The organism is Stenotrophomonas africana (assembly GCF_013004645.1).
GTDB classification, from domain to species: domain Bacteria; phylum Pseudomonadota; class Gammaproteobacteria; order Xanthomonadales; family Xanthomonadaceae; genus Stenotrophomonas; species Stenotrophomonas africana.
Genome location: NZ_JABEME010000003.1, coordinates 229,845 through 246,712 on the forward strand (window position 1 = coordinate 229,845; position 16,868 = coordinate 246,712).

15 protein-coding genes are annotated in these 16,868 nt (G+C 66.6%); 9 read left to right on the forward strand and 6 right to left on the reverse strand.

Translation table 11 applies throughout. The features are described from left to right. The first annotated feature begins 161 nt into the window (after positions 1 to 161). The gene (locus HLA98_RS07525; protein WP_057499432.1) at positions 162 to 1,748 is read left to right on the forward strand and encodes an alpha-amylase family glycosyl hydrolase; all 1,587 of its coding nucleotides are present in this window, start codon (positions 162 to 164) and stop codon (positions 1,746 to 1,748) included. Here HLA98_RS07525 and HLA98_RS07530 read toward each other — a convergent pair. Then, positions 1,718 to 2,704 (reverse strand): TIGR03885 family FMN-dependent LLM class oxidoreductase, encoded by a 987-nt coding sequence (locus tag HLA98_RS07530; protein WP_057499433.1) that lies wholly within the window; start codon positions 2,702 to 2,704, stop codon positions 1,718 to 1,720. The two genes, HLA98_RS07525 and HLA98_RS07530, sit on opposite strands and share 31 nt — an antisense overlap. Positions 2,705 to 2,763: 59 nt before the next feature. On the opposite strand from HLA98_RS07530, the gene HLA98_RS07535 reads away from it, so the two are divergent. The 3 genes from HLA98_RS07535 (at position 2,764) to HLA98_RS07545 (ending at position 4,713) form a co-directional block, all read left to right on the forward strand. Then, the gene (locus tag HLA98_RS07535; protein WP_057499434.1) at positions 2,764 to 3,147 is read left to right on the forward strand and encodes a sensory rhodopsin transducer; all 384 of its coding nucleotides are present in this window, start codon (positions 2,764 to 2,766) and stop codon (positions 3,145 to 3,147) included. Positions 3,148 to 3,247: 100 nt separating this feature from the next. After that, positions 3,248 to 4,114, forward strand: a complete 867-nt coding sequence (locus HLA98_RS07540) for a glucose 1-dehydrogenase (protein WP_057499435.1) — start codon at positions 3,248 to 3,250, stop codon at positions 4,112 to 4,114. 5 nt (positions 4,115 to 4,119) lie between these two features. Beyond that, positions 4,120 to 4,713, forward strand: coding sequence for a mechanosensitive ion channel domain-containing protein (locus tag HLA98_RS07545; RefSeq protein WP_057499436.1), 594 nt, complete (start codon positions 4,120 to 4,122; stop codon positions 4,711 to 4,713). A 117-nt stretch (positions 4,714 to 4,830) separates the two neighbouring features. Here HLA98_RS07545 and HLA98_RS07550 read toward each other — a convergent pair whose 3' ends face one another. Both HLA98_RS07550 and HLA98_RS07555 read right to left on the reverse strand, forming a co-directional pair. Beyond that, on the reverse strand, positions 4,831 to 6,774 hold the full coding sequence (locus tag HLA98_RS07550) for a MacB family efflux pump subunit (protein WP_057499437.1): 1,944 nt from the start codon (positions 6,772 to 6,774) through the stop codon (positions 4,831 to 4,833). 2 nt (positions 6,775 to 6,776) lie between these two features. Continuing rightward, positions 6,777 to 7,958: an efflux RND transporter periplasmic adaptor subunit gene (locus HLA98_RS07555; protein WP_057499438.1), complete on the reverse strand. Its 1,182-nt coding sequence runs from the start codon at positions 7,956 to 7,958 to the stop codon at positions 6,777 to 6,779. A 257-nt stretch (positions 7,959 to 8,215) separates the two neighbouring features. On the opposite strand from HLA98_RS07555, the gene HLA98_RS07560 reads away from it, so the two are divergent. Genes HLA98_RS07560 through HLA98_RS07570 form a run of 3 tightly spaced genes read left to right on the forward strand, consistent with a single transcriptional unit; the run spans position 8,216 to position 10,611 of the window. Further along, positions 8,216 to 8,761 carry a hypothetical protein gene (locus HLA98_RS07560; protein ID WP_232015523.1) on the forward strand — a complete coding sequence of 182 codons (546 nt, stop codon included), beginning with the start codon at positions 8,216 to 8,218 and terminating at the stop codon, positions 8,759 to 8,761. Positions 8,762 to 8,814: 53 nt separating this feature from the next. Then, positions 8,815 to 9,531, forward strand: coding sequence for a response regulator (locus tag HLA98_RS07565; RefSeq protein WP_057499440.1), 717 nt, complete (start codon positions 8,815 to 8,817; stop codon positions 9,529 to 9,531). A gap of 3 nt (positions 9,532 to 9,534) precedes the next feature. Further along, positions 9,535 to 10,611 (forward strand): ATP-binding protein, encoded by a 1,077-nt coding sequence (locus HLA98_RS07570; protein WP_057499441.1) that lies wholly within the window; start codon positions 9,535 to 9,537, stop codon positions 10,609 to 10,611. Positions 10,612 to 10,749: 138 nt separating this feature from the next. On the opposite strand, the gene HLA98_RS07575 is transcribed toward HLA98_RS07570, so the two are convergent. Further along, positions 10,750 to 11,862 carry a DNA glycosylase AlkZ-like family protein gene (locus HLA98_RS07575; protein ID WP_232015522.1) on the reverse strand — a complete coding sequence of 371 codons (1,113 nt, stop codon included), beginning with the start codon at positions 11,860 to 11,862 and terminating at the stop codon, positions 10,750 to 10,752. A 12-nt stretch (positions 11,863 to 11,874) separates the two neighbouring features. Next, entirely contained in the window at positions 11,875 to 12,501 is a 627-nt protein-coding gene (locus tag HLA98_RS07580; RefSeq protein WP_057501546.1) for a TetR/AcrR family transcriptional regulator, read from the reverse strand. 229 nt (positions 12,502 to 12,730) lie between these two features. On the opposite strand from HLA98_RS07580, the gene HLA98_RS07585 reads away from it, so the two are divergent. Continuing rightward, on the forward strand, positions 12,731 to 14,926 hold the full coding sequence (locus HLA98_RS07585; protein ID WP_057501545.1) for a TonB-dependent receptor: 2,196 nt from the start codon (positions 12,731 to 12,733) through the stop codon (positions 14,924 to 14,926). A 180-nt stretch (positions 14,927 to 15,106) separates the two neighbouring features. On the opposite strand, the gene HLA98_RS07590 is transcribed toward HLA98_RS07585, so the two are convergent. Beyond that, positions 15,107 to 15,787, reverse strand: coding sequence for a TraX family protein (locus HLA98_RS07590; RefSeq protein ID WP_057501550.1), 681 nt, complete (start codon positions 15,785 to 15,787; stop codon positions 15,107 to 15,109). A gap of 113 nt (positions 15,788 to 15,900) precedes the next feature. Between HLA98_RS07590 and pip the strand changes: the two genes are divergently transcribed. Further along, on the forward strand, positions 15,901 to 16,860 hold the full coding sequence (gene pip, locus HLA98_RS07595; protein ID WP_057501544.1) for a prolyl aminopeptidase: 960 nt from the start codon (positions 15,901 to 15,903) through the stop codon (positions 16,858 to 16,860). Positions 16,861 to 16,868: the final 8 nt, after the last annotated feature.

Here is a 16,868-nt window from a genome sequence, read left to right on the forward strand (position 1 = left end):
GGATAATGGCTCCTCGGCGCAGCGGGACGAGCATTCACTCTGCGCGCCCGGACATGCACGGGCCGTGGATACCACGTCATGATGCGGTGCCATTCGGTTCACGAACCGCTGCCATGACGCACAGCAGGCTGGTCACCCGTAAAATGTGCCGGAGAAGCCCCATGGCCGTGCGTCCGCTGCGCGCGATCTACCAGGTCGACCCGTATCTGTTCCGCGACAGCCAAGGCCGCGGCTGGGGCACCCTGGATGGCATCACCGAAAAGCTGGACTACCTGCAGTGGCTCGGCATCAGCCATGTGTGGCTGCTGCCGTTCTACTGCAACGCCGGCCGTGATGGCGGCTACGACGTCACCGATCACTACCGCATCGATCCACGCTTGGGCGACGAGACCGCCTTCCAGCGCCTGGTCGATGCGGCCGACGCGTGCGGCATCGGCATCATCGTCGAACTGGTGATGCAGCACACCGCCAGCGCGCACCCGTGGTTCGTCGCCGCGCAGCAGGGCGACCCGGCATGGCGTCGCTGGTACCTGTGGAGCGACCACATGCCTGACGACGGCCTGCAGCCGATGTTCCCGCCGATCGAGGCCTCGGCCTGGACATGGGATGCCGAGGCCGGCGCGTTCAACCGGCACATGTTCTACCGGCACGAGCCAGACCTCGACCTGGCCCATGCGCCGGTACGCGAGGAACTGCTGCGGGTAATGACGTTCTGGCTGCAGCGCGGCGTGGCCGGCTTCCGCGTGGACGCCGTTCCGTACATGGTCGAGCGCGCCCGCCGCGCCGACCCGCGTGACGGCGGGCTGTGGCTGCTGGAGGCGATGCGCGCCACGGCAGACGCGCAGCAGCCAGGCTTGCCACTGATCGGCGAAGCGGATGTCCGCGCGTCCCACTACGGTGACTTCCTGTGCCACGGGCGGCGGCTTTCGCACCTGCTGGATTTCCACCTCAACAATCATTTCTTCCTGGCACTGGCACGCGGCGATGCCAGCGAAGTGGCCCGGGTCATGGCCGAGTACGGCCCGCACGCGCAGCCGGACACACGCATTGCCTGGCTGCGCAACAATGACGAACTGGACCTTGAGCAGTTGGAACCGGAGGAGCGCGAAGCGGTGATGGAACGCTTCGCCCCTGAGCGTGGCATGCGCATCTATGGCCGTGGCATCCGCCGCCGGCTGGCACCGATGCTGGAGGGCGACATCGCATGGCAGGCCATGGCCTGGGCGGCGCTGCTGTCGCTGGGCCAGGTGCCGGTGATCCGCTATGGCGAAGAGATCGGCCTCGGTGATTGCCTGGAGCTGCCCGAACGCAATGCCGTGCGCATGCCGATGCACTGGCATGCCGGCCCAGGGGCTGGGTTCACCGACCAACCGCGGCATGCCTGGCGCGCGCCACCGGCAGACGGCCCCTATGGTTACCGGATGGTGAATGTCGAGGCGCAACGCGCGACGCCGGATTCACTGCTGCTGCGGGTGCGCGAGCTGCTGCAGCAGCGCACTGCACATCCCGTGCTGCAGCAGGGTCCTCACACGCTCGACCCACCCTCACCTGCGCTGCTGATGCTCCGCTACGGTGAGGCACCCCATCAGGCACTGGCACTGATCAACTTCGGCGACGAGCCGGTTGAGGTGGACGTGCCCCTGCGCGGTCCGTTGAACACGTTGGTGGGCCACGGCGCCAAGCTGCAGGATCGCCGCTGTTACCTGCAGGGCCATGGCTATACGTGGCTGGCTGCCGAGGGTGCCTGAGTGCGCAGCGCAGGCAGTAGGTGTTCGGCGAAATCATCGATGAAGCGTTCCTGCTCGCGGTTCACGTTGTGCAGGTAGATGCGATCGAACCCCAGTCCCTGCAGTTCCTGCAGCCAAGCCCGATGCTGGCCCAGGTCTGCCGAGACATGCACGTGCTGGCGCACCACCTCAGCGCTGACAGACCGGGCGTGTGTTTCGAACTGTTCGGGCTGGTCCAGGCCTTCGGCCAGTTCCGGCGGCAGCACGTTGGCGCTCCACTGCTCCATCGCACCTTCCAGCGCCGCCTGTTCGGCGCGCGCGTAGGAGAGCTTGGCCTGCAGGTACATCGGCTTGCCCCTGCCGCCGCCCGCCTCGAACGCTGCCACCACACGCTGTAACTGTGCCAGCGGTTGGCTGATGGTGATCAGGCCATCGGCCCAGCCCCCCATCCAACGTGCGGTCTCCTCCGTGACTGCTGCACCCAGCAGCGGCAGGGGAAGCGCCGGTCGGCTGTACAGGCGTGCCTTGCGCACCTGGAAGCCACCGTCGTGGTCGACCTGCTCGCCACCCCACAGCCGCCGCATCACCCCGGCCGCATCGCGCAGTGCCTTCTGCCGCTCCCGCTTGGCTGGCCACGGCTGGCCGGTGATGCGCTCGTTCAGGGCCTCGCCGGTACCCAGCGCCAGCCAGATCCGGCCCGGCGCCAACTGCTCCAGCGTCGCCGCTGCCTGCGCCACCAATGCAGGGTGCTGGCGCAGCATCGGGCAGGTCACCATGCCCAGGGTCAACGCGCTCTGCACCGCCAGCGCACCGGCCCACACCCAGCTGTGGCCGGACTGCCCTTGCGCAGTTGTCCATGGGTGGAAATGGTCCGAGCACATCACGGCGTCGAATCCCGCCTGTTCGGCGCGCAGCGCCAGGCCCAGCAAGGTGGCTGGCGGGAACTGCTCATGCGATGCGTGGTAGCCGATGGTCATCACGGATTCCGTGCGGGGACTGGACACGATGGCAACACCCCTCCAGCTAAAACGGCGTCATGGAAACGAACGCTTCCTGCATCGGGCATCGACGCTGGGCTATCGCCGAAGGCTACATTCCAGCCTGGAGCAACGGCCCGTCACCGGAGATGCAGAGTCACGAAACCTGCTGCCTACTCAATGCCGGCGACGAGCCTGCGCATGTCACGCTCACCCTCTACTTCGAAGACCGTGATCCGGTGGGCCCCTACCGGGTCACCGTGGCGGCGCGACGCACCTGTCACCTGCGCTTCAACGACCTGCAGGATCCGGCGCCCGTGCCGCGCGGCACCGGCTTTGCCACCCTCGTTGAATCCGACCAGCCGATCATCGTCCAGCATACGCGGCTGGATTCACGGCAACTGGCCAACAGCATCATGACCACGATCGCCCATCCGTTGTGAAGTCCCCAGCGCAGGCGTCCACGCTGCAACGACACCGCGCCCTCTGGCCGTTTACCCGCATGGAGGGAGACTGGCGCCGGTTTCCTTACGGAGAGTGACGATGGCCCTGCCCGACTACCCACGCCCGCCCTTCCCCGCCCAACAGCAATCCTTCCCCGGCAAGACCACGCAGATGCAACCGCGTCCGGACCACGGCGAAGACAGCTACCGCGGCCATGGCCTGCTGCAGGGCAAGAAGGCACTGATCACCGGCGGTGACAGCGGCATCGGCGCAGCCGTGGCCATCGCCTTTGCGCGCGAAGGCGCCGACGTTGCCATCGCGTTCCTCGATGGTGAACAGGACGATGCCCGCCATGTGCAGCAGCAGATCGAACAGGCCGGGCGCAAGGCCGTGCTAGTGCCCTGTGACATCAGCGACCCGGCACAGGCGCGCTCGCTCGTGGACCGCGTGGCCAGCGAGCTGGACGGTCTCGACATCCTGGTGAACAACGCGGCCTACCAGCGCTACTACGAGCACTTCGACGACATCACCCTGGATGACTGGAAGCGGACGTTCGATACCAATGTCCATGCGGTGTTCAATCTGACCCGGTTGTGCGTTCCGCACTTGCGCGGTGGCGGCACGATCATCAACACCGCATCGGTCAATTCCAAGCGACCGACTCCGAACATCCTTCCGTACTCCGCGACCAAGGGCGCCGTGGCCAACCTGACACTGGGGCTGGCGGGCCTGCTGGCCGAGCACCAGATCCGCGTCAATGCGGTGCTGCCCGGCCCGATCTGGACGCCGTTCATTCCGGCAGGCATGGCCGCCGAGGAGGTCGAGCAGTTCGGCTCGCAGACGCCGTTCGGCCGCCCCGGGCAGCCAGCCGAACTGGCATCGGCCTATGTGATGCTGGCTTCGGACAGTGCCAGTTATACCTCTGGTGCACTGCTGACCATTTCTGGCGGCGCGGCGACGCTGTAGCCTCCATGACCGGATTGCCTGCCTGGATCGAGGACTGGCTGACCGTGGTTGTGCCGGTGGCGGAGGTGCTGGCCATTCTCGGCGTCGCATGGATGATGGTGCGTGCGCTGGCGTGGCTGCTGGTGCAGGCCCGGCAACGCGGCAGGCTGGCTCCAGAGCTTCATGTGGGTCTGCGCCGCGGCGGTGCCCTGCTGCTGTATCTGGCGGCCGCGCTGCTGATACTGGAGCGACTGGGCGTGTCGCGCTCGGTGCTGTGGACCGCGCTGACCGGGTTCATGGCGGTCGGTGCGGTGGCGTTCTTCGCCGCATGGAGCGTGTTGTCCAACCTGTTCTGTTCGTTCCTGATCGTCGCCACACGCCCGTTCCGCATCAATGACACGATCGAAGTGCTGGAAAGCGTGGACAAGCCGGGCCTGTGCGGTCAGGTGGTGGACATCAACCTGATCTACACCACGCTGAGTGATCGTGGCGAAGGCGGGCGCGGTTGCCTGCTGCGCGTGCCTAACTCGTTGTTCTTCCAGCGCATTACCCGGCACTGGGGTGACAGCGGCTATCCGCGACTGCCAGGAAGCATGCCGATCAAAGGCAAGGTGCGCTGAGTCGCTGTAGAGCCGAGCCCAAGCTCGGCTCGCTGCACACAGCGCAGGGTGCCTTGCGGTCTGCACCGAGAGCAGCCAAGCGCGGGCTCGGCTCTACAGGTACCACGGCGGTCGACACTACTCCGCCGCCAATGCCTGGATAGGGTCCAGTTGTGCGGCATTGCGCGCCGGGAAGTAACCGAAGCCGAGACCGATGGCAGACGAGCATGCCAGCGCGGCAAGTACCGGTCCAGGCGTGAACAGGAACGGCACCCCCAGCGACAGCAGGCTGGACAGGGCGCCCGCACCCAACGCGAACAACACGCCCAGCACGCCGCCGAACAGGCAGATCAATACAGCCTCGATCAGGAACTGACGCAGGATGTCGCCCTGCCGGGCACCCACCGCCAGCCGCACGCCGATCTCGCGCACGCGCTCTTTCACCGACACCAGCATGATGTTCATCACGCCCACGCCACCGACCACCAGCGCCACCGCCGCAATCGCCGAAACCAGTGCCGCCAGCGTCTGGCTGGACTTCATCACCGCTTTGCGGATCTGGTCCGAGTTGTAGATGAAAAAATCCCGACGCCCATGCAGCCGCTGCAGTTCCGCACCCAGCGAGACCTCCGCTGCACGGGTCGGAACGTCATCGCGCACACGCACGGTAATGCTCTCCAGCCGCTGGCTGCCAAGCAGGCGCGAGGCCGCCGAGGTGTAAGGCACGTAGACGCTGGGCGTCGCGCCGCCTGCGAATGCACTGGCACCCACCACACCGATCACGTCCACCGGCATGCCGCCCAGCAGCACCGTGCCGCCGATCGGATTGCCGTTGAACAACGTCTTGGCCGCCTTCTGGTCGAGCACGGCCACCGCGCGATGCGCAGCCACCTCGGCATCGGTGAAGAACCGGCCCGCCTTCAGGCGCAGCCCGCGCACGCGAGGTAGATCAGCACCCACGCCAAGGACCTGTGTGTTGGCGCGCCGGTTGCCCTGCAGAGCGGCCACCGAGCTGCTCAGGTTGGGGCTTACGCTGTCGACATAACTCAATGCGGCCAGGTGATCGGCATCGTCCACGACCAGCGTTTCAATCTCGGCCGAGCGCGGGTCGCCGAAATCCGTACCCGGGAAGATCTCCAGCGTACTGGCGCCCAGTTCGTTGATCTGTGACTCGACCTGCGCCTGTGCGCCCTTGCCCAACGCCACCACGGTCACCACCGCGGCCACGCCGATGATGATGCCCAGCATGGTCAGCAAGGTGCGCAGGCGATGGGCCAGCATCGAACGTACCGCCATCCGTGCAGCTTCCCTGATTGCATCCAGGCGCGCGCGGCGCTCGGCGCCCGGTTCCGTGCAGCGCTCGGGCGCGACGGCTTGGCGTGCAACCGCGGGATCACCCGTACCACGGTCGGATACGACCCGGCCGTCTGCGATCTCGATCACGCGTGAAGCGTGCGCGGCAATCGCCGCATCGTGGGTCACCAGGATCACGGTATGGCCCTGCGCATGCAGGCGCTTGAGTTCGGCCATCACCTGCTGGCCACTGGCATGGTCCAGCGCACCGGTCGGCTCATCGGCCAGCACGATCGCGCCGCCGTTCATCAGCGAGCGCGCGATGGAGACGCGCTGCTGCTGGCCGCCGGACAGCTGACTGGGCCGGTTCGTGGTGCGCTCACCCAGCCCCAGCGTTTCCAGCAGCATGCGCGCACGGGTGGTGCGCGCATCGGCATCCACGCCGGCATAGACCGCCGGCAGCGCCACGTTCTCGGTAGCGCTCAGGTTTTCCATCAGGTTGTAGCGCTGGAAGATGAAACCGAAATGCTCGCGACGCAGGTGCGCCAGTTCATCGGGTGACATCTGCTCGGTTGGTGCGCCCTGCACGCGGTAGCTGCCTTCGGTTGGACGGTCCAGGCAGCCCAGGATGTTCATCAGCGTGGATTTGCCCGAACCGGACGGGCCGATGATGGCGATGAACTCGCCCGCCAGGATGCGCAGCGACACGTCTTTCAACACCGCCACCTCGCCGGCGGCCGAGCGATAGGCGCGCGATACGCCATGCAGTTCAAGCAGCGCGTCGGCCATGCTCACATCCCCAGCAGGCTGGTGGGCTCGGCTTCCGCGCCACTGGGCGCCTGCCCGACCACCACGTTCTCGCCTGCCTTGAGGCCGGACAGGATCTGCACCGCAGTAGCGGTGCGCAGGCCGGTCGTCACCGCGCGCTCGCGGGCACGGCCCTTGGCATCGATCACCTGCACGGTCGCGCGGTTGCCCGCCCTGTCATCGCTCTCGGACACTGCCGTCAACGGCACCTGCAGCGCGTTGGCGGCGCGCGCCAGCTGGATCGTCACCTTCACCGTCATCGACGGCTTCAGTTTCAGGCCCGGATTGGGTACGTCAAACAGCCCGGCGTAGTACACCGCCTTCGGCGTCTGCGCCGATCCACCGGTGTTGCCGGTGGCCACGTCGGCAATCGACGACGGCGCGGGTTCAAGCTGCTGCAGATGCGATTCGTAGCGGCGCCCGCCCGGTCCCAGCGTGGAGAACCACAGGGGTTGGCCAGGCGCGATCAACTCCACGTCGGCCTCCGCGATCTCGGCGCGTACGGTCATCGTGTCCATCTGTGCCAGCACTACGATGGTCGGCGTGGTCTGCATAGAGTTCAGCGTCTGCCCGGCCTTGGTGACGATAGCCACGATGTAGCCGTCGGAAGGCGATACGATGCGGGTGTAGCCCAGGTTGATCCGCGCCGTTTCCACCTGGGTCACCGCCTGGTCGATCTGGGCCTGGAGCGCTGCGACGTCAGAGCGCGCCGCTTCCCGCGCCACCCGCGCGGACTCGAAACCTTCCTGCGAGACCAGCCGCGACGCCACCAGCTGCGACTGGCGCTCATGCACGCGGATGGCCTGGGCGTAGCGCGCCTGGCTGGCCGCATGCTGGGCACGCAGCGCATTGGCAGCCGCTTCGGCGCTGCGCAAGGCGATGCGCTGCGGCTGCGAATCCACTTCGGCAATCAGATCGCCAGCGTGCACACGCTGGCCCAGCACCACATGCAGGCGCTTGACCTGGCCGGACACCTGCGCGCCCACCGCCACCAACTCTTTCGGGTTGACCCGGCCCACCGCCTGTACGGTCTTCTCCAGGTCCGCAACCCTTGCCGGCGCAGTGATCAGCGCGGCATCATCGCCGACTGTGAATGCCCACCAGCCGGCGGTGCCTGCAACGGCAGCTACGGCCGCGGCAATGATCCAGGTCCTGCGGTTGTTCATTGAAACGCCCGGCTTCGGGCGGCCACCCAGTGCGACCGCTGAGGCCGCAGTCTGCGAGCCCGGAGTGGACGTTTCTTGGAGCCACTGTGGAGATTGCATGGAGACGTGGCCGCCGTTCAGGCGCGCCACCGCCGGCTGAATCGCGCTCCCCGCGTCCACGCAATCTCGACACAATCTCGACCGAGTCTCCATCAATGGAGGCTAGCCTCGGCGCCCTTGTCGACTGCCTGCGCGCCGTGACCCGACCCTATCCAGATATGCCCTCGATCGACGTGCGTCGCGCCTATCTGGCCTGCTGCGCGCCTTCGCCGTGGCTGCTCGTGCTGGTGCTGGCCTCAACCGGCGTCTGCACGCTGGCCAGCCAGCACGCGCTGCCGTCCCTGCTGGCAGGCTTCGGCGCCGCCGCACTGGTGTGGTTCCACAGCGATGGCCCCGGCCGATTGAACCACCTCGGGTCGCCCGCTGCGTTGGCCCTGATCGGCCTGGCGGCATGGTGGGCGACCCACCCGGCAAGCGGTACTGCGCTGCATCTGCTGATCACCGCTGCCGCCGTACTGGTCATCGCCCTGGCGGCCCTCCGTCTGCGCACCGTCCTGCACATGGCAATGCGCCTGCAGGCGCGGGTGGATGCAACCACGATGGCGGCGCGCTGGATCAAGCTGCCCGCCGCCTTATCCGCACTCGCTGTACAGCAGCTGCTCAGCAAGGACCCGATGCAACCGTCATTGCATCGCACCCTGGTGCTGGCAACGCTGGCGTGGGCCGCCAATGAGGAAGCACAGGCCATGGAGCGCCGGCGATGACGCTGCCCCTGCCGACGCATCTGCCCACTCTCTTTCCGAATCCGCAGCACCCCATGAAACACGATCTCCGCACCCGACAACCACCTCTGGTATTGATTGCCGAAGATGAGGGTGAGATCGCAGACATTCTCGGCGCCTACCTGGCCCGCTCCGGGTTGCGCAGCGCCCGCGCCGCCGATGGCGAGGCCGCCCTGGCCAGCCACCGCCAACTGCGCCCGGACCTGGTGCTGCTGGATGTGCAGATGCCCAAACTCGATGGCTGGCAGGTGCTGAGCGAGCTGCGCCGGCGCGGCAACACGCCGGTGATCATGCTCACCGCGCTCGACCAGGACGTGGACAAGCTGACCGGACTGCGCGTCGGTGCCGATGACTATGTGGCCAAGCCCTTCAATCCGGCCGAGATCGTCGCCCGTATACAGGCGGTGCTGCGCCGAAGCGCGAAGCCTGTCGCCGAGGAGCCGGACGGGGTGATCCGCCTGGGACCATTCGAGATCGACCTGCGCAGCCACGAGGTCGCCGTGCGCACCGGGGATCATGTGCACGCGTTGAACTTCACGCTTACCGAGTTTCGCCTGCTGGTGCATATGGCCCGTGCACCGCGTCAGGTGCACAGCCGGCTGGACCTGTTGCAGACCTGCCTGCCTGAGGGCGATGCGCAGGAACGCACCGTGGACAGCCATGTCAGCAAGCTGCGTCGCAAGCTGGAAGAGGTAGGTGTCATTGGCATTCCTGCCACCATCCGTGGCGTTGGCTACCGCTTCCTGGACTGAATGATGAATCCCAAGGGCAAGAGCATCGGTCGTCAGATCACGCTGTCCATCACCGTCGCCTCGTTGTGCTCAACGGTGCTGTCGATCAGCGGTTTCTACCTGTTCTACTACCTGATGGAGGTGTTCTATCCGCGGTGGTACGACGAGCCGGAAACCATCATGCCGTCCGGACTGGAATGGCTGTGGATCGGGTTGACCGCCACCGTGGTGGTGGCGCTGGCCACGTTGATCGCTTCGCGCCTGACCCGGCGCATCATCACCCCGCTGAACTCGGTGGCCGCAAGCCTGCGTCGCGTGGCCAGCGGTGACCTGGAGGCGCGTGCGCGCGGCGGAGACACCTCGATGACAGAGGCCGCCACGCTGGTCAGCGACTTCAACTCCATGGCCGAGCGATTGAGCCGGATGTCTGAGAACCGCGTGTTCTGGAACGCGGCCATCGCACACGAGCTGCGCACGCCGATGACCATCCTGCGTGGCCGCCTGCAGGGTATCGCCGAGGGCGTGTTCGAGCCCGGCCCCGAGCAGTTCAACAGCATGCTCACCCAGCTGGAGGGCCTGACCCGCATCATCGAGGACCTGCGCGTGGTCAGCCTGGCCGAGAGTGGCCACCTCGATCTGCGCCTGCAACGCAGCGACGTCAGCGTGCAGGTCGCGGCGGTGGTGGAGGCGATGTCCGAGGCGCTGACCGAGAGTGGTTTCTCGGTGACGTTGGACGCACGGCCCTCGCTTGCCGACTGCGATCCGGCACGCATCCGCCAGGCGGTGCTGGCACTGCTGGAAAACGCACGCCGACATGCCATTCCCTGCCCGCTGCAAGTACACGTGTCGCTGGCTGAAGGCCATTGCACCGTGACCGTTGAAGATGGTGGCCCCGGCGTGCCAGACGACCTGCGCGACAGCATTTTCGAAGCCTTCCAGCGCACCGATGTGTCGCGCTCACGGCAGAGCGGTGGCTCAGGTCTCGGCTTGGCCGTGGTACGGGCGATTGCAGTGGCTCATCACGGAACAGCGCAGTGCCGTCCAACCGAACGCGGCGGCAGCGCGTTCGAGATCCGCTGGCCGGTGCATGCGCGTCGTTGACATTGCAACGCCAACCAACGTCGGCCACTAACGTTGCGCTGGTAGCGGCCCATCTTGGTGGGCGCCAGGTATCACGACGCCACGCGCGTTGCTTCGGCACCTGGGCCCGCGCAAACAACAGCCGAGCATGGCTCGGCGCTACAGGAAATCCGCCATGCGCTGAAGCTCGTCTTCGAGCGCGCCACGAAATACCTTGTCGCGGGCCAGCGACTTCCCGGCATAGCCCACGTTCGACATCAACTCACCCTCGCGCACGCTCAGGTTGGCCCAGCCCACCACCTGCTCATGCCACAACACTGGCAGCGCGTAGTAGCCGTACTGGCGCTTCGGTGCAGGCGTATACGCCTCGAATTTGTACACCCAGCCCCACAGCAGCTCGAAGCGGCGGCGGTCCCACACCACGGGGTCGAACGGCGCCAGCAGGCGCACCTGGTCGTCCGGCGCATGGCGGCGCGAGCGCGGGTTCTCGTCCGCCGGCCAGTACCAGGTAGTGCCCTCCAGCGTGCAGCTGGCCAGTTGTTGCCTGGCCAACGCCAACGCCTGACGGGTCTGCTCGGACAGGTGCGGTGCGCCATAGCCCAGCAGGCGCACCAGATAGGTCAGGCTCGCCGAGGGCAGCGGCGCGTACTTGCGCACCACCAGATCGATCAGGGCGGCAGCACGTTCGATCTGCGCCTGTTCGCTGGAATCGGGCTCGGCATGCTCAGCCACCGCGTAGATGCGCGTACCGCTGTCGCGTCGCTGCACCCGCAGCAGACCACGGTAGTGCATGCCGTCCAGTAGATGCGTGCTGGCATTGCTGGTGCCTCCCCAGTAGTTGGTCACCCGCCCATGCGCGAACGCCTGGTCGACCTCACGCGGGTGCACGCTGCCGCGCTCGCGCACGAAGGCCAGCACGTCGGCGGCGCGGCGATGGGTCTCGGCATCCCACTCGCGCTTGGAAACCCGTGGGTGCATCAGCGCCAGATGTTCACGCGGCAGGAAGCCGTAGTTCACCAGGCAGTCCTCTTCCACCGGCAGACGCGTGTAGCGCCGCTCAAGATCGCCCGCGCGGTAGTCCTTTACCCGGTGCCGAAGGGTCAGGTCCTGCGCGCGTGCCGGTGCACGGATCGGGTCGGCCTGCACGAAGCCCAGCCGTCGTATCGCGGTCAGCAGCGTGGTCGGCTTGAACAGGGTGCGCGCCACCGCGTGGCGGCGAAGATCATCGAGAGTAGGCGTGGCAGGCATGGCCGCATTGTAGAGTCGAGCCATGCTCGACTGCATTCATCGGGAAGATCCGTCGATCATGGCTCGACCCTGCAGGGCGCCGTCCGCCTCCACTAGCTGCAACGAGCCGATCACCAACGCCCGCATGCCCTGCTTGAACTCGGTGATCACCTGCCCTTCTTCATCGTCCGCAATCGCGTAGATGGTGTCGGCGCCGGCGATGCAGTAGAAGGCGATCGTGGCCAGCAGCCAGCGCGCCTTGTCCACCGGCAGGCCGAACACATCAGCCACGTGCGCCTGGTGCGAGGCGATCTTTTCCAGCATCGACGCGGTCGCCACCGTGCGCCGCAGGAGGTATGGGGGCAACCCGGGATGCGCCTTCACCACCTCGCACAGTGACTCCACGAACCCCATCAGGTAGGCCTCCAGCCCACCCGGTGCATCGACCGACGCAAGCGGAATCTGCCAGCGCTGGAACACCGTCTCCGCCACCAGGCGCTTCAATGCCTCCAGGTTGGCCACGCGCTTGTACAGCGCCGCCTGGGTCACCGCCAGTTCGGCGGCCACGTTGGCCATGGTCAGGTTGGGCAGGCCCAGGCGGATGCCGATGTCGGCCAGGCGCTCCGGGGTGATGGTCGGTGGGCGGCCACGGGTCGGCGCCGTTGGATCTGGGTGCGTGCTCATACCCTGCTGAGGGTGCCAGTAAAGGGACCCCCTTGTCCGCTTCGATTGATTTAGTTTAATTTACTCAACTAATTCGGAATGCGTCCAGCACGCTGCCCGTAGTCGAGCCCATGGCTCACCTCCCGCCAGGTCCCCACCCAGCCAACAACCCTGCGCTGCGCCTTCTTCCCGTGCTTGCCGTCGGCAGCGCGCCAGGCGCGCTCGCGCCTGCGATTCACAGGAATCTGGCATGAACGTGTACGACTTCTCTTCTCCGCAGCATCCTGCTGCCGCCCCCTTCTCCGGTCAGATGCATCCGCCGGGCATGCCCCTGCGCTACCGGGTGTCAGCCCTCACGCTGGGGCTGCTTGCCTCGTTCGCCGCGCTGGCCGACACCGCACCGTCCACCCTGCCCTCGGTGCAGGTGCAGGAACAGCGCCGGGTCACTGCGGACTACGCGGGCGGGCAAGTGGCTGCCGGCAGCCGCGTCGGCCTGCTTGGCGACAAGGACTTCATGGACACGCCGTTCAGTACGGTCAGCTACACCGAGTCCTTCATCCGCGACCGCCAGGCCAAGGACCTGACCGACGTCATCGCCGCCACCGACCCTACGGTGTTCAGCAACGGCGTCACCGGTTCGTGGAGCGAGAACTACGCGATCCGCGGATTCGCCTCCAACACCAGCGACACCACCTTCAATGGCCTGAGCGGCATGGCGCCGTACTACCGCACCTCGCCGGAAATGTTCGAGCGCATCGAGGTGCTGAAGGGCCCCTCCGCGCTGCTCAACGGCATGCCGCCGGGCGGTTCGGTTGGTGGCAGCGTCAATCTGGTCCCCAAGCGTGCCGGCGATCAACCGCTGCTGCGCGTCAGCGCCAACTTTGCCTCCGATGCGCAGTTCGGCACCCATGTGGATATGGGCCGTCGCCTGGGCGCCGACAAGCAGTTCGGCATCCGCTTCAACGGTGCCTACCGTGATGGCGATGGCGCGGTCGGCAAGCAGCGCAAGAAGGTACAGCTCGGCGCACTGGCGCTGGACTGGCGCGGCGAACGTGCGCGGCTGTCGGCCGATCTGTACAGCGCCGATGACCGTGTTGACGGTCCTGCACGTGGCGTCGGCCTGGCACCGGGCGTCGCCATTCCGCGCCCGCCGCGTGGCGATACGCTGATCAACCCGGACTGGGCCTACGTGGACAGCCAGGACAAGGGCGCGATGCTGCGCGGCGAGCTGGACATCAACGATAGCCTGACGACCTACCTCGCGTATGGCACCAGTAAGACCGACTACCGCTACAACGGTTCGATCAGCGCGCAGATCCTCAATCCAGCCGGCGACTTCAGCACGGTGATCGGCCAGCTCGCCTTCGATATCAAGAAGCAATCCGCAGATGCTGGCCTGCGTGGCAGCTTCCGTACCGGCGCTGTCGGCCACCAGTGGGCTGCCGACGTGACCCATTACCAGCACACCCAGAACGACTACGGCCGCCGCAGCGTGCCGGGCTGGGACTGGACCACCAACCTGTACAACCCGGTGTGGGGCCCGGCCGCGCCGTTCGTGGCACCGCACATCTCGCATACCGAGCTGAAGCTGGACAGCCTCGGTTTCGCCGACACCCTCGCCTTCGCCGATGACCGCGTGCAGCTGACGCTGGGCGTGCGCCGCCAGGAGGTGGTCAGCGAGACCTTCGACGTGTCCACGGGTGCACGCATCTCGCGCTACGTCGAGAGCGCCACCACGCCGGCAGCGGCCCTGCTGGTGAAAGCCACCGACACGATCTCCCTCTACACCAACTACATCGAAGGCCTCAGTCAGGGCGTCACCGCGCCGATGACCGCAGCCAACGCAGGCGAAGTGTTCGCACCGTTCCGCACCAAGCAGAAGGAGCTGGGCCTGAAGCTGGACCTGGGCAGCTTCGCGCACACCTTCAGCCTGTACGAGATCAAGCGACCGAGCAGCTACACCGACCCGGTCACGAATATCTTCTCGTTTGGCGGCGAGCAACGTAATCGCGGCGTGGAATGGGGCTTCTTCGGTGCGCCGCTGGATGGTGTGCGCCTGCTCGGTGGCGTGGCCTATGTACAGCCGAAGCTGACCCGCACGGCCGGCGGTGTGAATGAGGGGCGAATCGCCACTGCCGTAGCGCAACGGCAGGCCAAGCTGGGTGTGGAATGGGATGTGCCGACCTTGCAGGGCCTCACCCTGACCGGCAATGCCACGACGATGTCGAAGCAATACATCAGTGCTGACAATAGCCTGTCTGTGCCGGGACGCACGTTGTTCGATGTGGGGGCGCGCTACAGCACCACCGTGGCGGGTCGACCGCTTGCGCTGCGGGCCAGCGTGAACAACGTGACCAACAAGGCGTACTGGGGCATGCCGTTGCTGTCGAGTCTGGCGCTGGGTGCTCCGAGGACGGTGCTGGTGTCGGCGACGATGGATTTCTGAGCCGGGCGGCCTCCGCGCCAGACATGCATCGCCTGTAGAGTCGAGCCATGCTCGACCCGCTTTGCCGGTGACGTGTAGAGCCGAGCCATGCTCGGCTCGCCTCGTCAGTAGAGCCAGGCCATGCCTGCTGGCGCCATGTCGATCCAACGACAGCATTCACGCATGACGTGGATCTGTATTTCATTCCGGAAGCAGACGATAGATGGCATGGCTGGTCAACGCCAACACCGCCAGATGCCCCACGTAGTACCCATAAAATGCCCAGCGCCAGCGCGGCAGCTGCCACGGCACCCGCGCGGCCAACAGCACCACCGGAACAGCCAGCAGTGCCCAGCCGTTGTGGTTGGCCCAGCACACCGCCGCAAGCGCGACCAGCAGCGGCCACCACGCCCGATGCCGGAACGCGATCCAGGCCAGCAGCACGGAGCCAACGCCGGCCCACTGGTAGTCCACGAACATCGGCAGCACGCCGGCAGCCAGCAACAGCCGCACCGGCCGATTGTTCGCCAGCGCATGCACGGCCACCGCCGCCACAGTGAAGGTGAGCAGGATGTTGAGCGGAAGCCAGGAACCGAACGCGAGTGCGTGCAATGGCTGCGCGATCAGCCCCCATAGCGCGAGCCGGCGTATCGATTTGCGCAGGTCGGCTCCGGGCTGGGCCAGGTTGCAGGCCATCACCAGCGCGAACAGCGGGAACGCGATACGCCCCAGTTCGCTGACCACCGGCACGTAGCCGCCGAAGACCACCTTGGCCACATGATCGCCGGTCATGGCCAGCAGCGCGATCCACTTCAACAGCTCGCGCGCGCCGCTGCTGAGGCCGAGGTCGAAGGTGAACATCCGTGTCGGGGTTGCTTGCATCATCGAAGCTTATGCGCATCGGCAAGCGCATTTCCATCGCCGGGCAGGCAACCAGCGCTGCCGGATGCCACGGGTGGGGGTATGCTGGCCGCCCCTGCTTGTGAGGCCCCGCCATGCGTACCCTGTACCCCGCCATCGAGCCCTACCGTGAGTTCACCCTGCCGGTGAGCGATCTGCATACCCTGCATATCGAAGAGTGCGGCACGCCGGAGGGCATCCCGGTGGTGTACCTGCACGGCGGCCCGGGCGCTGGCATCTCGCCGACCCATCGCCGCTTCTTCGACCCGGCACGTTACCGCATCGTGCTGATCGACCAGCGCGGCAGCGGCCACTCCACGCCGTTCGGCGAGCTGCGCGACAACACCACGCAGGACCTGGTGGCCGACATCGAGAAGGTGCGCGAGCACCTGGGCATCGAGCGTTGGCTGGTCTATGGCGGCTCCTGGGGTTCAACTCTCTCGCTGGCCTACGCGCAGGCGCATCCCGAGCGCGCCACCGGCCTGATCGTGCGTGGCGTGTTCCTCGGTCGCGAGATCGAGAACCGCTGGTTTGCCGAGGCCAACGGTGGTGCGCGCTGGATCTTCCCGGAGCGCTGGGACCGCTATGAGGCCTACATTCCGGAAGCCGAGCGTAGCGACATGATCGCGGCCTACTGGGCGCGCTTGGATGGCCCGGACGAGGCGACCCGCATCGAAGCCGCGCAGGCCTGGCTGGGCTGGGAAGACAACGCCGCCACCCTGCAGCACGATGTGGATGCCGAATCCACCGATGATCCGCTGGATACGCTGGCGAAGGCCCGTATTGAAGCGCACTACTTCCGCAACGGCATCTTCCTGGAACACGACCAGTTGCTGCGCGACATCGATCGCATCCGCCACCTGCCCGGCGTGATCGTGCAGGGGCGCTACGACATCATCTGCCCGCCGCGCAGCGCATGGGACCTGGCCAAGGCCTGGCCGGAAGCGCGCCTTGAGATGGTGACCTCCGGCCACAGCGCGAACGAACCGGCCACGGTCGACGCTCTGGTGCGGGCGACGGATGTGTTTGCCGACCGGTTCGGCAACGGCACCTGAGCCGCAGC

What these genes read in the sequence shown, in the direction of transcription:
- HLA98_RS07585 (WP_057501545.1), top strand. Translation starts at nt 12,731, where the DNA reads ATGAACGTGTACGACTTCTCTTCTCCGCAGCATCCTGCTGCCGCCCCC.
- HLA98_RS07525 (WP_057499432.1), top strand. Translation starts at nt 162, where the DNA reads ATGGCCGTGCGTCCGCTGCGCGCGATCTACCAGGTCGACCCGTATCTG.
- HLA98_RS07575 (WP_232015522.1), bottom strand. Translation starts at nt 11,862, where the DNA reads ATGGCTCGACTCTACAATGCGGCCATGCCTGCCACGCCTACTCTCGAT.
- pip (WP_057501544.1), top strand. Translation starts at nt 15,901, where the DNA reads ATGCGTACCCTGTACCCCGCCATCGAGCCCTACCGTGAGTTCACCCTG.
- HLA98_RS07535 (WP_057499434.1), top strand. Translation starts at nt 2,764, where the DNA reads ATGGAAACGAACGCTTCCTGCATCGGGCATCGACGCTGGGCTATCGCC.
- HLA98_RS07570 (WP_057499441.1), top strand. Translation starts at nt 9,535, where the DNA reads ATGAATCCCAAGGGCAAGAGCATCGGTCGTCAGATCACGCTGTCCATC.
- HLA98_RS07565 (WP_057499440.1), top strand. Translation starts at nt 8,815, where the DNA reads ATGAAACACGATCTCCGCACCCGACAACCACCTCTGGTATTGATTGCC.
- HLA98_RS07550 (WP_057499437.1), bottom strand. Translation starts at nt 6,774, where the DNA reads ATGGCCGACGCGCTGCTTGAACTGCATGGCGTATCGCGCGCCTATCGC.
- HLA98_RS07555 (WP_057499438.1), bottom strand. Translation starts at nt 7,958, where the DNA reads ATGAACAACCGCAGGACCTGGATCATTGCCGCGGCCGTAGCTGCCGTT.
- HLA98_RS07540 (WP_057499435.1), top strand. Translation starts at nt 3,248, where the DNA reads ATGGCCCTGCCCGACTACCCACGCCCGCCCTTCCCCGCCCAACAGCAA.
- HLA98_RS07530 (WP_057499433.1), bottom strand. Translation starts at nt 2,704, where the DNA reads ATGACCATCGGCTACCACGCATCGCATGAGCAGTTCCCGCCAGCCACC.
- HLA98_RS07545 (WP_057499436.1), top strand. Translation starts at nt 4,120, where the DNA reads ATGACCGGATTGCCTGCCTGGATCGAGGACTGGCTGACCGTGGTTGTG.
- HLA98_RS07590 (WP_057501550.1), bottom strand. Translation starts at nt 15,787, where the DNA reads ATGCAAGCAACCCCGACACGGATGTTCACCTTCGACCTCGGCCTCAGC.
- HLA98_RS07560 (WP_232015523.1), top strand. Translation starts at nt 8,216, where the DNA reads ATGCCCTCGATCGACGTGCGTCGCGCCTATCTGGCCTGCTGCGCGCCT.
- HLA98_RS07580 (WP_057501546.1), bottom strand. Translation starts at nt 12,501, where the DNA reads ATGAGCACGCACCCAGATCCAACGGCGCCGACCCGTGGCCGCCCACCG.